The sequence below is a fragment of the Streptomyces sp. NPDC088246 genome, from assembly GCF_044741025.1.
Taxonomy (GTDB): domain Bacteria; phylum Actinomycetota; class Actinomycetes; order Streptomycetales; family Streptomycetaceae; genus Streptomyces.
This window is the reverse complement of the sequence record NZ_JBIURV010000005.1, coordinates 193266-206570: the sequence shown is the minus strand read 5'-3', so window position 1 is coordinate 206570 and position 13305 is coordinate 193266. Positions and strand designations below refer to the sequence as shown.

Sequence of the window (13305 nt, the reverse complement as noted above, 5' to 3'; positions counted from 1 at the left end):
TGTGCGTGCGGGAGCAAAGGAGCGTATGTTGCGCTTCGCGTGTCCGCGCAGTGCACCCTGATGCCCTCGTCTGTCGCCGGGCCGTGCCACCATCGTGCGGGCGGTGACCGGTGATACGAGAACACGAAGACCAATCAGAGGCGACGAAGGAGCAGGGCGTGCAGCCACCGAAGGCGGCGGACGCCCCTGACGCCGAACCGCACCCGGCCGCTTCGGACGGACCCGCCGAGAAGCCCGCTGCGAAGCAGGAAAAGTCCGGTGCGGAGCAGGGGGAGGTGCCCGAGCACCTGGTCGGCTCGACGCTCTCGTCCGCCGCGGCGGAACAGACCGAGCGCGTCTCGGGAGACGAACCGCTGCTCGCCGCCCGGGTGCACCGCCCCTCCGATCTCATGCGGCTCCTCATCGGGGTCCTGGCGGTCGTCGTCCTGCTCTCGGTCGCCGCGTTCGCCCACGGCACGACCACCGGTCTCGAACAGGACATCAGCAAGGGAACCGGCCAGGCGCCCGACGTCCTGATCAAGACCGGCGGTCTGGTCTCCAGCATCGCCGTGCTGCTCGTTCCGGTCGCGTTCGCCATCGAGCGGCTGATCAAACGCGACGGACTGCGGATCGCGGACGGCGTGCTCGCCGCCGTACTGGCGCACGGCGTCACGCTCGCCACCGACCTCTGGGTGGCCAAGTCCGCCCCCGGCACCATTCAGGACGCCCTGACCCAGCCGCAGCCCGGTGACGGGCTCACCGATCCCGTACACGGCTATCTCGCCCCCGTGATCGCCTATATGACGGCGGTCGGGATGGCGAGACGGCCACGCTGGCGGGTCGTGCTGTGGGTGGTGCTGCTGCTCGACGCGTTCGCCATGCTGGTCGGCGGATACACGACCCCGTTCTCGATCATCCTCACCGTGCTGATCGGCTGGACCGTGGCGTACGGCACGCTGTACGCGGTCGGCTCGCCGAATGTACGGCCGACCGGTCAGCATCTGATGGCAGGTCTGCGCCATGTCGGCTTCCGCCCGGTCACCGCGATGCGCGCCGAGGACGCACCCGACTCCGGCGATCAGAACGACCGCGGGCGCCGCTACCTGGTCACCCTGGAGGACGGGCCACCACTCGATGTGACGGTCGTCGACCGCGAGCAACAGGCCCAGGGCTTCTTCTACCGGGTGTGGCGCAGGCTCACTCTGCGCGGCATCACCCAGCGCCGCTCCATCCAGTCGCTGCGTCAGGCTCTGGAGCAGGAGGCGCTGCTCGCGTACGCGGCGATCGCCGCCGGGGCCAACGCACCCAAGCTGATCGCCACCTCCGAGCTCGGGCCCGACGCCGTGATGCTGGTGTACGAGCACATCGGCGGCCGTTCCCTGGACGCGCTGGAGGACTCGGAGATCACCGACGAGCTGGTGCGCGGCGCCTGGCGCCAGGTGAAGGCGCTCCAGTCGCGGCGGATCGCGCATCGCAGGCTCACCGGCGACGCCATCCTGGTCGATCGTTCCGGCAAGGTGTTCGTCACCGATCTGCGCGGCGGCGAGATCGCGGCCGGTGATCTGGTCCTGCGGATGGATGTCGCTCAGCTGCTGACCACCACGGGTCTGCGGGTGGGCGCCGAGCGGGCCGTCGCCGGTGCTCTGGAGGTGCTCGGCCCCGATGCCGTCGCGGACTGTCTGCCGCTGCTCCAGCCGATCGCGCTGAGCCGCTCCACCCGGGCGACCCTGCGTCGGCTCGCCCGGGAACGCTCGCAGCGCGAGCGCCAGGCGGTGCTCGATGCGTCGGACGCGGCCAAGCATGCCAGGGCGCTCGAACACGGGGCGGCTCAGGAGACCTCCACCGTCGGTCCGGTACCGGACCACAAGGCCGCCCGCAAGTCGCTGCGCAACCAGAAGCAGGCCGAGAAGCGGGCCATGGACGACGCGCTGGAAGAGGCGCGCGAGGAGGATCTGCTCTCCCAGATGCGGCAGCAGGTGCTGCTGATCCGGCCGCAGGCACCGGTCGAACCGGTACGGCTGGAGCGCATCAAGGCGCGCACCCTGGTCAGCTGCATCGCCGGCGCCATCGCCGCGTACTTCCTCATCTCGCAGGTCACCCAGGCCGACTTCGGTGCGGTCGTCGAGCAGGCGGAGTGGGGCTGGGTGGCGGCCGCGGTCGGCTTCTCGGCCCTCAGCTATGTCGCGGCGGCGATGAGCCTGCTGGGCTTCGTGCCGGAGCGCGTGCCGTTCGGCAAGACCGTGCTGGCGCAGGTCGCCGGGTCCTTCGTGAAGATCGTCGCCCCGGCCGCGGTCGGCGGTGTGGCGCTGAACACCCGCTTCCTGCAGCGCGCGGGGGTGCGTCCGGGCCTCGCCGTGGCGAGTGTCGGCGCCTCGCAGCTGTTCGGTCTCGGCTGCCACATTCTGCTGCTGGCGGCGTTCGGCTATCTGACCGGTACCGAGAGGACCCCGTCCTCGCTCACTCCTTCCAGGACCGTGATCGCCGGGCTGCTGACGGTCGCGGTGCTGGTGCTGGTGGTGACGGCGGTTCCGTTCCTGCGGAAGTTCGTGGTGACGCGGGTGCGGTCGCTGTTCGCCGGAGTCGTGCCGCGCATGCTCGACGTGGTGCAGCGGCCGCAGAAGCTGCTGACGGGCATCGGCGGAATGCTGCTGCTGACCGGCCTGTTCGTGATGTGTCTGGACGCGTCGGTCCGGGCGTTCAGCGGCCCGGATGTGCCGCATCTCAGCTACGCGAGCATCGCGGTGGTCTTCCTGGCCGGTAACGCGCTGGGGTCGGCGGCGCCCACACCGGGCGGAATGGGCGCGGTCGAGGGCGCGCTGACGCTGGGGCTGATCGCGGTCGGCCTGCCGAAGGAGGTCGCGGCACCGGCCGTTCTGCTGTATCGACTGCTGACACTGTGGCTGCCGGTGCTTCCCGGCTGGCTCTGCTTCAACCATCTGACCCGCAAGGGCGAGCTCTGACCCGTAGGGGCGAGCTGACGGTTCCTCAGCCGTAGCACGCGCCTGTCCGTAGGGCCGGTCGGGCGACCGGAGAGAGCCCCGGCCACCCGCTTGGACCGATGCCTCGTGCACGGGTCCGGTTCCCGCCGCACGATGGGGCCATGAGGACCTCCGCCCTGCGTGCCGCCGCTCTCGCCGCCGCCGTCACCGTGCTCCTTCCCATCACCGCCTGCTCGGAGAGCGGCACCAAGGACGACCCGGACGGGCCGCCGCGGTCTCCGGTTGCGGCGAATGCCGCCGAGGCGAGCAGCCTCGGTCGGCTCGCGTCCCAGAAGCTGACGTGGAAGCCCTGCCCTGCCCCGTCCACGGCACAGGGCGGCGGAAAGGCCCCGTCGCCCCTGCCCGACGGCACCTCCTGGGAGTGTTCCTTCATGAAGGTCCCGCTCGACTACGCGAATCCGGGCGGCGAGACGATCGAGCTGGCACTCATCCGGGCCAGGGCCAAGAATCCCGACAAGCGAATCGGCTCCCTCATCTTCAACTTCGGCGGTCCCGGCGCTTCCGGCGTCGCCACCCTGCCCGCCTTCGGCACCGACTACGACAAGCTCCGCACCCGCTACGACCTGGTCAGCTTCGACCCGCGCGGGGTCGGACGCAGTGCGGGCGTGGAATGCGAGACCGACCGGCAGCTCGACGCGCGCTACGAGACCGACGCCACCCCGGACAGCAGCGCCGATGTGAATGCCTTCGTCAACGAAATCAAGACGTTCGCGTCGGCCTGCAAGAAGAACTCCGGCAAGGAGCTCCCCTACGTCGGCACCGCCAACGCCGCCCGCGACATGGATCTGATGCGTCAGGTGCTCGGCGACAAGAAGCTGTACTACTTCGGCATCTCGTACGGCACCGAACTGGGCGGTGTCTACGCCAACTTGTTCCCGAAGAACGTCGGCAGGCTGGTGATGGACGGGGTCGTCGACCCGACCCTGGACTCCGAGCAGTCCTCGCTCGGCCAGGCCAAGGGGTTCCAGCTCGCGCTGGACAACTTCACCAAGGACTGCGTGGACCGCGGCGCCGCCTGCAGTCTCCCCGGTTCCACCGGGAAGGAGGTCGAGCAGGGAATCTCCGGCCTTCTCACCCGGCTGGAGAAGAAGCCGATCCCGGGGATCGGGTCCCGGCAGCTGACGCAGTCCCTGGCCATCACCGGCATCGCGGCCGCCCTCTACTCCAAGGAGACCTGGCCGCTGCTGGAGCAGGGAGTGGACGAGGCCGACGGCGGGAACGGCGCGCTGCTCCTCGCTCTCGCGGACTCGCTCAACGGCCGTGAGGCCGACGGTCGCTACAACAATTTGATGGCCGCCAACACCGCCATCAACTGTGCCGACTCCAAGCAGCGGTTCACCGCGGACCAGGCCATGGCGAAGCTCCCGGAGTTCCAGTCCGCCTCGCCGGTCTTCGGTGACTATCTGGGCTGGGGTCTGCTCGCCTGCACCGGCTGGCCGGTGGCGGGCGCCTGGGAGATCCCGGACGTCAGCGCCCGGGGCTCGGCGCCCATCCTCGTCATCGGCAACACCGGCGACCCGGCGACCCCGTACAAGGGAGCGAAGGCGATGGCCGACGCGCTGGGCAAGGGCGTCGGTGTGGAGATGACGTACGAGGGCCAGGGACACGGCGCGTACAACAGCGGCAATGCCTGTGTGCAGAAGGCCGTGGGCGACTATCTGCTGGACGGCAAGGTTCCGGCGGCCGGGACGGTCTGCAAGTAATTCACCGTCTCGGACCGCCTAGCATGGGCGCACTTTCTGTACGTCGTATGTACAGGCACATCGGGGAGGGACGTACACGTGGTCGGACACGCACGTGCCGGGGCTCTGGCAGGCGCCGCACTTCTGCTGACGGGGCTGCTCGCGGGCTGTGACGGGGGTACGGACGACAAGCCGGCCGACGGGACGGACCACAGTGCGGCGTCCTCGCCCGGCCAGTCGTCCGCCACGCCGAGCGGGCAGCCCGGCATGCCCGGGCTGCCCGCCGCCCTCACCTCCCAGCGGCCGGACTGGAACAGCTGCAAGGCCCCCGCGGGCGGCAGCGCACCCGGTGACGACTGGCTGTGCGCGACGGTCGAGGTGCCGCTGGACTACGCGAAGCCGGACGGCGACACCATCGGGATCGCCGTGATCCGCAAGAAGGCCCGGGACGAAGGCCGGCGCCTCGGCGCGATGCTGTTCAACTTCGGCGGCCCGGGCGGTTCGGGCGTCTCGATACTGCCGCGCGCCGCCGGCTCGTACAAGAAGCTCAACGCCCGCTACGACCTGGTGAGCTTCGATCCGCGCGGGGTCGCGGGCAGCGCAGGGGTGAACTGCCGTACCGACAAGGAGACGGAGGACGCCAACCGGAAGGTCGACATGACTCCGGACACGGCGGCGGAGGAGGCGGCGTTCATGAAGGACGGCGCGGACTTCGGCGCCGGCTGCGAGCGCCGCTCCGGCAAGGTCCTGCCGTACGTCGGTACGACGAACGCCGCCCGGGACATGGATCTGATCCGTGAGGTACTCGGCGACAGGAAGCTCACCTACTTCGGCATGTCGTACGGCACGGAGCTCGGCGGCACCTACGCGCACCTCTTCCCCAAGAACGTCGGCCGGACCGTCCTGGATGCCGTCGTCGACCCGACCGCGGACACGATCGGGCACGCCCGCAACCAGGCGACCGGCTTCCAGCGGGCGCTGGAGAACTACCTCAAGGACCGCGGCCAGGACCCGAAGGCGGGCACGCAGCGCATCGCCCGGCTGCTGGAACGGATCGACAAGAGGCCGCTGCCGACCACCTCGGGCCGCGAGCTCAACGAGTCGCTGGCCATCACCGGCATCGTCATGCCGCTCTACTCCAAGAGCAACTGGCCGTATCTGACCCAGGCGCTGGACGAGGCCGAGAAGAGCGGCACCGGCAACATGCTCCTCCAGATGGCCGACGCGTACAACGGCCGTGACGAGAAGGGGCACTACGACACCCAGAACCACTCGCAGCGCGCCATCTCCTGCGCGGACAGCAAGCTCCGGCCGACGGCGGCCGAGGCCAGGGCCATGCTGCCCGAGTTCCGGAAGCTGTCCCCGGTATTCGGCCCGTTCCTGGCGTGGGACACGGCCGGCTGGTGTGCCCAGTGGCCGGTGAAGGGTGAGCACGACAACCCGGAGGCGAGCGCTCCGGGCGCCGGTCCGATCCTGGTGGTCGGTACGACCGGTGACCCGGCGACGCCCTACGAGGGTGCGCGGAAGATGGCGGACGAGCTGGGCAAGGGCGTCGGCATCATGCTCACCAACAAAGGTGAGGGGCACGGCGCGTACGGCGAGAGCACGTGTGTGACGTCGACCGTGAACGCGTACTTCCTCGACGGGAAAGTCCCGGCGGACGGCAAGACCTGCTCGTGACGCAGGACGTGTGCATGCCGAAGGGGCCGGTCCGCAGTGCGCGGACCGGCCCCTTCGGCATGCTGAGCGTTTAGTACACCGGCTTCTCGGGCTCGATCTGGTTGACCCAGCCGATCACGCCACCGCCCACATGCACCGCGTCGGCGAAGCCCGCCGACTTGAGAACTGCGAGGACCTCGGCACTGCGGACACCGGTCTTGCAGTGCAGGACGATGCGCTTGTCCTGCGGGAGGTCCTGGAGGGCGTTGCCCATCAGGAACTCGTTCTTCGGGATCAGCCGGGCACCGGGGATCGAGACGATCTCGAACTCGTTCAGCTCACGGACGTCGATGATCTCGATCTTCTCGTCCGCGTCGATCCACTCCTTGAGCTGCTTGGGAGTGATCGTGGAGCCGAGCGCCGCCTCCTGGGCCTCCTCGGAGACGACGCCGCAGAAGACCTCGTAGTCGATGAGCTCGGTGACGGTCGGGTTCTCGCCGCAGACCGCGCAGTCGGGGTCCTTGCGGACCTTGACCTGGCGGTACTGCATCTCCAGGGCGTCGTAGATCATCAGCCGGCCGACCAGCGGGTCGCCGATACCGGCGAGCAGCTTGATGGCCTCGGTGACCTGGATGGAGCCGACCGAGGCGCAGAGAACCCCGAGCACGCCGCCCTCGGCGCAGGAGGGGACCATCCCCGGCGGGGGCGGCTCCGGGTAGAGGCAGCGGTAGCAGGGGCCGTGCTCGGACCAGAAGACGGACGCCTGGCCGTCGAACCGGTAGATCGAGCCCCAGATGTACGGCTTGTTCAGCAGTACGGCTGCGTCGTTGACCAGATAGCGGGTGGCGAAGTTGTCCGTGCCGTCCACGATCAGGTCGTACTGGGCGAAGATGTCCATCACGTTGTCGGCTTCGAGCCGCTCCTCGTGAAGGACCACATTCACGTACGGGTTGATGCCCAGCACCGAGTCCTTGGCGGACTCGGCCTTGGAGCGGCCGATGTCGGCCTGGCTGTGGATGATCTGGCGCTGCAGGTTCGACTCGTCGACCTCGTCGAACTCCACGATGCCGAGCGTGCCGACACCGGCGGCGGCCAGGTACATCAGGGCCGGCGAACCGAGACCGCCGGCGCCGACACAGAGCACCTTTGCGTTCTTCAGCCGCTTCTGTCCGTCCATCCCGACATCCGGGATGATCAGGTGGCGGGAGTACCTGCGGACCTCGTCGACGGTGAGCTCAGCAGCTGGCTCGACCAGGGGTGGCAGCGACACAGGAACCTCAACAATGCAGGTGGTCGGTTTCTACGTACTTCATCTACGTACGGTTGTTCTTGCCGTAACACTGCCACGCCCCTTCTCATTCCGAGATACCAGGTCCGATCCGCGAGACGATTTCGTCCCAGTACCTGGGCAGCGCCGCGAATGGGTCCGTTTGTCCGTGTCGGCCGTCCCGGTCCGTGAAGAAGATCGTGCCCGCGCCCTGCCAGCGGGCGATGCGCATGGCCTCTTCGAGGTGGGTGCGCGGAACGCCGTGGACGAAGTGCGCGAACCGCTCCGGCGGACAGGCGGCGGTCCACTCCGCCACCTGCGACCAGCGGTAGTCGGTCCACGGTCCGGAGAAGGTGACCAGCTGGTCGGCGGCCTCGGCATAGCCCGGATGCGGATGGGTGCCCAGCCCCAGCACCAGCAGCCCGCGCTCCTCCCCGTAGTCGCCGTGTTCGAGAAGCGTGGCGAGTGTGCTGGTGAGACGGCGCACCGCCGCGAGGTCGGCACGCCCGGCCGGGCACCGGCCGAGATAGAAGCCGTCGACGCGGTACCAGTCGAGAAAGGACTGCGCGTCGGCGATCAGCTCGCCGAAGGGGCGGCTGCCGAAGGCCAGATCGAGGTGGCCGAGCAGCCGGCCGCCCGCCGCCCGAATGGAGTCCTGCGGGGCTTCGCCGTGCACGGCCCGCTCCCGCGCGTTGCGGAGCCGGCCCGCGGCCTCCAGACAGTGCGGGTCGGGGCGGGCACCGGGGCCGTTGTCGATGTTGAGGACCGCCCAGTGCAGCGGGGTGCCGGGGCGGGTGAGCTCGGCCCATTCGGTGGGGGCGAGCAGCGGATGCGCGTAACCGGGGACACCGAAGCCGAGTTGTTCGGCCCCGCTGGTCCGGCGGGCGGTATCGGTGGGGGTCAGATACGGCACGCCGCCTCCATCCAGATGTCGGCGAGGGACTCCTCCAGATTGATCCGGGGGCGCCAGCCGAGCCGGTCCCTGGCGGTGCGGACGTCGGCCTGCTGCCAGGCCCCGCAGCCGTCCGGGTAGGGGGAGGGGGTCGCCGAGAGATGCTCGATGACCGACTCGGTGGAGGTGCGCGGGGCGCCGATCGGCAGCCGGGGCGGGGGCGCGTCGAGTTCGTGGAGTGCGCCCGCGTATCCGGCGACCCTGGCGAGAACACCGGCCGCGTCCCGGAGCCGCACGGCGCGGCCGGTGCCGATGTTGACGACGCCTTGCGCGGCGGAGAGCGAGGCGGCGTGCACGGCGCGCGCGACATCGCGTACGTCGACGAAGTCGCGCTGCACGCCGAGGCCGCTGAGCTTCAGCTCGCCGTCGCCGGACTGCATGGCCCGGCGCATCGCCTCGGCGAGCCTGCCGAGCGGGGAACCGGCCGGGGTGCCGGGACCGACCGGGGAGAAGACCCGCAGCACGACCGCGTCGAGGCCGGAGCCGAGGACGAGTTCGGTGGCTGCGAGCTTGCTGACGCCGTACGGGCCGCCGGGGCGCGGAATTGCGTCCTCCGCGGTCGATGAGCCGGGCTGCGAGGGCCCGTACTCCGACGAACAGCCGACCTGGACGAGACGGGCCGTACAGCCGCTGCGCCGCATTGCCTCGCAGACGGTGGCGACGGCGACGGTGTTGTGGCGGGTCAGGTCGCGAGCCCCGCCACGGGTGGCGCCCGCGCAGTTGACGACGACTCCGGGGTGGACGGCGTCCAGGAAACGGGTCAGCGCGCCGGGGCTGCCGCCGGCGAGGTCGAACCGTACGTCGGCGTCGTCGCCGCGGCCGAGCGCCGTGAGGTGCACGGCGGGGTCGGCGAGGAGGCGGTCGGCCACGAACCGGCCGAGGAATCCGTTGGCTCCGAGCAGCAGCACCCTCATCGCGCGCCCCCTCGGTGCCGACGGCGGGCTGCCGGTGCGGGGGATTGGGGGGTCATGTCCGGTGTCTCCTTCAGGAAGTGTGGTGCGGTACGGGGGAAGGACCCGCAGCGTCGGCTCCGCGGGGGGCGTGCGGGTTGTTCGTATGTGAGGGTGGTGCGGCTTCGGTCGCGCGGGTTACGCGGTGGTACGGGTTTCGTCGCCGGGTGTGGTGTGGGCGGATGCCCGGGAGAGGGCGACAGTGGCGCTGATCAGCAGTCCGAGCGCGGCTGCGCCACAGGCGACGGCGGGTACGGCTCCGGTGCCGGCCGCCATGACAAGGGCGTCGACGGGACGGGCGAGGAAGTGCAGACCGGGCAGCCGCCCGGCCAGGACCAGTGCGGGTGCCAGCGCTTCGAGGGCGCAGGCGGCGGCGAGTCCGACGGCGGCGGGTTCCGGGAAACCGTGCACGGTCAGCAGCCGGGCCAGCAGGAGCAGCACACCGAGCGCGGCCGCCCCGACGAAGGCGCCGCCGCCCCCGTACCCCAGATGCGCGACGTAGAGCAGCCCGGCGAGGACGCACAGGTGGAGTGCGACGGCTCCGAACAGCAGGGGGCGCACACCTGCGGCGAACTCCTCCAGTGCGCGACTGACGATGAGTTTGCGGTGTGCGTGTACGGAGAAGAGGTGCGCGCACCAAGCGGCCGGGGCGACGGAGAGGGCCAGCCCCAGCAGCGGTGCGGGGGTGAGCGTCCAGGGGCCTTCGGGGCCGCCGCTGAGTACCTGGTCGAGCAGCGCTTCGCCGTACAGGACATAGCCGAGGAGCCAGCAGCCGTACACATGGGCGGTGCCCGAGGACCGGCCTTCGGCGTGCAGGGGGCCGCTGCGCAGGCTGAGGGCGAGTCCGACAATGCCGACGAGCACTCCGGTGAGGGCGATCGCAAGCCGTCCCTGGCCTCCGAGCATCCCCTCGGTAAGCCTCAGTGCGCCGGCGGTCGCGATGCAGGCCGCGCCTGGCACCAGTGCGCGGAGCGACCAGACGGCGCGCGTCTCGGTGTCGCGCTCCGCCGCGCGGAGCGCTGTTACGGGCTCCCCCGCCACGGCGGGTACCCGGGCGAAGAGCTCCTCGGCGAGCGAGAAGACATCGCGGTGCCGGTAGCGGGCGGCGGCGCGGTCGGTGACGCCATGGGCTTCGAGCCCGGCGGCGATCTCCAACGGATCGACGGCCCGCTCGCACAGCTCGCGATGGCGGTGCATCAGCGATTTCACGGGGTCGGCGGGACCGCGGCGCGAGGCGTTGAGCTTGCGCGCCGGAGCGGCGCGCGCGATCTCGGGGGCGCGGGGAGTGGTGGCCCTCTCTGCGGAGGTCTGCTCCGCGAAGGTCTGCTCTGCGGCGGTGTTCTCCGCGGTGGCTTTCTCCGTGGCCGCTTTCTCCGTGGCCTGTTCTTCCAGGGCAGCTTTCTCTGTTTCTTCCAGGGCAGCTTTCTCTGTGGCTTTCGGCGCGGAGGCGGGCTCGCCGTCCGGAGCCGTAAGGGGACCGGCCTCGGCCGATACGTCACCGGCCTCGGCGACCCGAGAAGCCTCGTTCCGAGCAGCATCGTCCGGAACGCCCACGGGCTCGCCCGCAGCTGCCGCCACCGCTGCCGGGTCAGGGTTCGGCGGGCCCCACACAGGTTCCGAGATCTCGGCGACGAGGGTCTTGGAGACGAGCGCCCGCGAGCGGAGGTCCCAGCTTCCGCCGGTGGTCGGTGTGGCGGGTGCGTCGGACACCTCGGTCGGGCCGCCCATGGTGGTTCCTCCGTGATCGTCGCCGGTTGCCTCGGGCCGTCCCGGCCCGCCGCTGCGGCCCGTCCCGGCCGTTCCCCGTTGCTGTTCACACATCGCCGCCACCCGCTCCCCGAGCTCCCGCGCAGACGGTCCTGGACTCGGCGGCCCAGCTGAGTGTGCGGTCGACCGCGCCTGCCGGGGCAGGGCCCGAGGCCGTCCACGGGCCCTGGACGTGCGCCTCGGGCGGAGTGGCGAACGGGCGCGGTTCGCCGTCGGCGTTCACCGTGTCGGCCTCCCTGCGCACCGGGGCGTGCGAGATCAGCTCCAGGTAGATGCCGCGAAATGCCGCGAGGTTCTGTTCGACGGTGAAGAGTTCGAGCGCGCGGGCGCGCGCCGCCGCTCCGAGCCGCGCGCGGCGCTCGGGGTCGCGCAGCAGCGCGAGGCAGGCGTCGGCGAGCGCCCTGGGGTTGCGCGGGGGCACCACGAGCCCGGTACCGCCGATGACTTCGACCACCGCGCCGACGTCCGTCGACACCGTGGCCCGTCCGCAGAACATCGCCTCGACGAGGCTGATGGGGAAGCCTTCGACAACGCTGGAGAGGACGACGACCCCGCCCGCCGCATAGGCCTCCGACAGATCCGGCACCTCGGCTCCGCCGATGTCCTCGAAGGAGACCGGGTTGTCGCCGACGGCGTGTGCGCCCGTGGCCTCGTCGGGGAACAGCTGGGCGGCGAGCGCCCGGCAGTGCGCGAGACAGGTGGCGCCTTCCGGGCCCTGCGCCGGGGCGCCGATGATCCGCAGCCGGGCGTCCGGTTCGGCCTTCCGCACCTCCGCGAAGGCGTGCAGCAGCGCGATCAGGTCCTTGGCGGGCTCGATCCGGCCGACCCAGACCAGCGTGTCGTCGGGACCGCTGTCGCCGCTCTCCCCCAGGGCCGTGAACCTGCCTGACTCCATGCCGGGGTGGACTGTGCGCAGCTTCTCGCGCTCGGCACCGCAGCGTTCCTGCCAGCGGCGGGTGTGGGTGTTGCCGGGGGTGACGATCGCGGCCTGCCGGTACACCTCGGTGGCGAGCCGTCCGTGGAAGTTGGAGAGCAGGGCGCGTACCGGCGCGCTCAGGGGGGTGTCGGCCGCTGCGAGGTAGTGCGCCCGCAGTTGCACGCCGTGCTCGGTGACCAGCAGCGGTACCCCGAAGAAGCGTTTGGCCAGCAGCCCCGGCAGCGCCGCGGCACCACCGGATGTGGCGTGGCAGAGGTCGACCGCGCCGAGGCTCTCCTCGTCGTACCAGTCGAGGGAGAGCGGGCGCAGTACCCGGTCGAGCTCCCGGGCGAAGGCGAGGAAGTCGGGGACGGTGGCGGTCTGGACGGTGCGCCCGGTGCCCGGGGCACGGCAGGCGGCTTCGAGCACGCGTACGGCGGTTTCGGAGCGGAGCGCCGCTGGGAGCCCCCCGTGTTCGCGGGCCAGTTCGGCCAGTCCGTACAGGCCGTCCGTGAACTGCGCGTCCATGACGCCGACGGCCGTACGCCCTGTACGCCCGTCATCGCTCCGTCCACCGGAACCCGCTCCCCCGCTCGCGCCTGCGGCATCGTCCTCGCCGCTCGTCGCATCCGCCGTGCAGACGGAGGTCGCGAGAGCCGTGAAGTACGCGGTGAAGCGCTGCCGTTCGCGCCGTCCGTACGAGCGTCCGCCCCCGCCCGTCACCATCCGGGCGAGCAGCCCCTTGGAGGCGTGGGTGCCCAGGATGTCCTCGTCGGTCGTCCACAGCGGCGCCGTCCGCACCCGGCTGACCTGTGCCGGAAGCTGGACCCAGCCCTGCGTTTCCTGTTCGGCGGAGCGGCTGAGCGCGAAGAGATCGAACTCGTGCTGCGAGAGTCCGCGCACCAGACGGTCGCACCAGAGCCTGGACTCACCGGTCGCATACGGATAACCACCGTCGGTGAGGAGTCCGATCCGCACGAGCACACCCCCGATCTCCCTTGTGGTCGGCCGCCGCTGGAACGGCGACTCACAGCGGGACGACCGTAAGCGGATACGCCGGTGGCGCGACGGACGGTTGTCCGTCGCGCCACCGAAAGGGGTGAACCGTCGTAACTTTCCCACCCCGGTAGCGTT

At 70.7% G+C, this 13305-nt stretch carries 8 protein-coding genes; 3 read left to right on the top strand and 5 right to left on the bottom strand.

Annotated features, from left to right (window positions below; translation table 11 throughout):
* Positions 1 to 158 precede the first annotated feature (158 nt).
* The 3 genes from ACIPEK_RS10225 to ACIPEK_RS10215 all read left to right on the top strand — a co-directional run bounded on the left by ACIPEK_RS10225 (position 159) and on the right by ACIPEK_RS10215 (position 6340).
* On the top strand, positions 159 to 2939 hold the full coding sequence (locus ACIPEK_RS10225) for a YbhN family protein (protein WP_401993208.1): 2781 nt from the start codon (positions 159 to 161) through the stop codon (positions 2937 to 2939).
* A 140-nt stretch (positions 2940 to 3079) separates the two neighbouring features.
* Positions 3080 to 4681 carry an alpha/beta hydrolase gene (locus ACIPEK_RS10220; protein ID WP_401993205.1) on the top strand — a complete coding sequence of 534 codons (1602 nt, stop codon included), beginning with the start codon at positions 3080 to 3082 and terminating at the stop codon, positions 4679 to 4681.
* Between the two features lie 78 nt (positions 4682 to 4759).
* A complete protein-coding gene (locus ACIPEK_RS10215) occupies positions 4760 to 6340 on the top strand; it encodes an alpha/beta hydrolase (RefSeq protein ID WP_401993202.1) in 1581 nt (526 codons plus the stop codon).
* Between the two features lie 70 nt (positions 6341 to 6410).
* Here the strand turns inward: ACIPEK_RS10215 and moeZ are convergent, their stop codons facing one another.
* The 5 genes from moeZ to ACIPEK_RS10190 all read right to left on the bottom strand — a co-directional run bounded on the left by moeZ (position 6411) and on the right by ACIPEK_RS10190 (position 13149).
* Positions 6411 to 7589 carry an adenylyltransferase/sulfurtransferase MoeZ gene (moeZ, locus tag ACIPEK_RS10210; protein WP_401993199.1) on the bottom strand — a complete coding sequence of 393 codons (1179 nt, stop codon included), beginning with the start codon at positions 7587 to 7589 and terminating at the stop codon, positions 6411 to 6413.
* A gap of 85 nt (positions 7590 to 7674) precedes the next feature.
* A complete protein-coding gene (locus tag ACIPEK_RS10205; protein WP_401993196.1) occupies positions 7675 to 8499 on the bottom strand; it encodes a spherulation-specific family 4 protein in 825 nt (274 codons plus the stop codon).
* Positions 8487 to 9452, bottom strand: a complete 966-nt coding sequence (locus ACIPEK_RS10200) for an NAD-dependent epimerase/dehydratase family protein (RefSeq protein WP_383078231.1) — start codon at positions 9450 to 9452, stop codon at positions 8487 to 8489. The genes ACIPEK_RS10205 and ACIPEK_RS10200 overlap by 13 nt, the downstream gene beginning before the upstream one ends.
* A 174-nt stretch (positions 9453 to 9626) precedes the next feature.
* Entirely contained in the window at positions 9627 to 11216 is a 1590-nt protein-coding gene (locus ACIPEK_RS10195) for a hypothetical protein (RefSeq protein ID WP_401993193.1), read from the bottom strand.
* Between the two features lie 85 nt (positions 11217 to 11301).
* On the bottom strand, positions 11302 to 13149 hold the full coding sequence (locus ACIPEK_RS10190) for a DUF3492 domain-containing protein (RefSeq protein ID WP_401993468.1): 1848 nt from the start codon (positions 13147 to 13149) through the stop codon (positions 11302 to 11304).
* Positions 13150 to 13305: the final 156 nt, after the last annotated feature.

Excerpts from the sequence above, each read along its gene's own strand:
- ACIPEK_RS10220 (WP_401993205.1), top strand. The coding sequence starts at position 3,080 with ATGAGGACCTCCGCCCTGCGTGCCGCCGCTCTCGCCGCCGCCGTCACC.
- ACIPEK_RS10200 (WP_383078231.1), bottom strand. The coding sequence starts at position 9,452 with ATGAGGGTGCTGCTGCTCGGAGCCAACGGATTCCTCGGCCGGTTCGTG.
- ACIPEK_RS10195 (WP_401993193.1), bottom strand. The coding sequence starts at position 11,216 with ATGGGCGGCCCGACCGAGGTGTCCGACGCACCCGCCACACCGACCACC.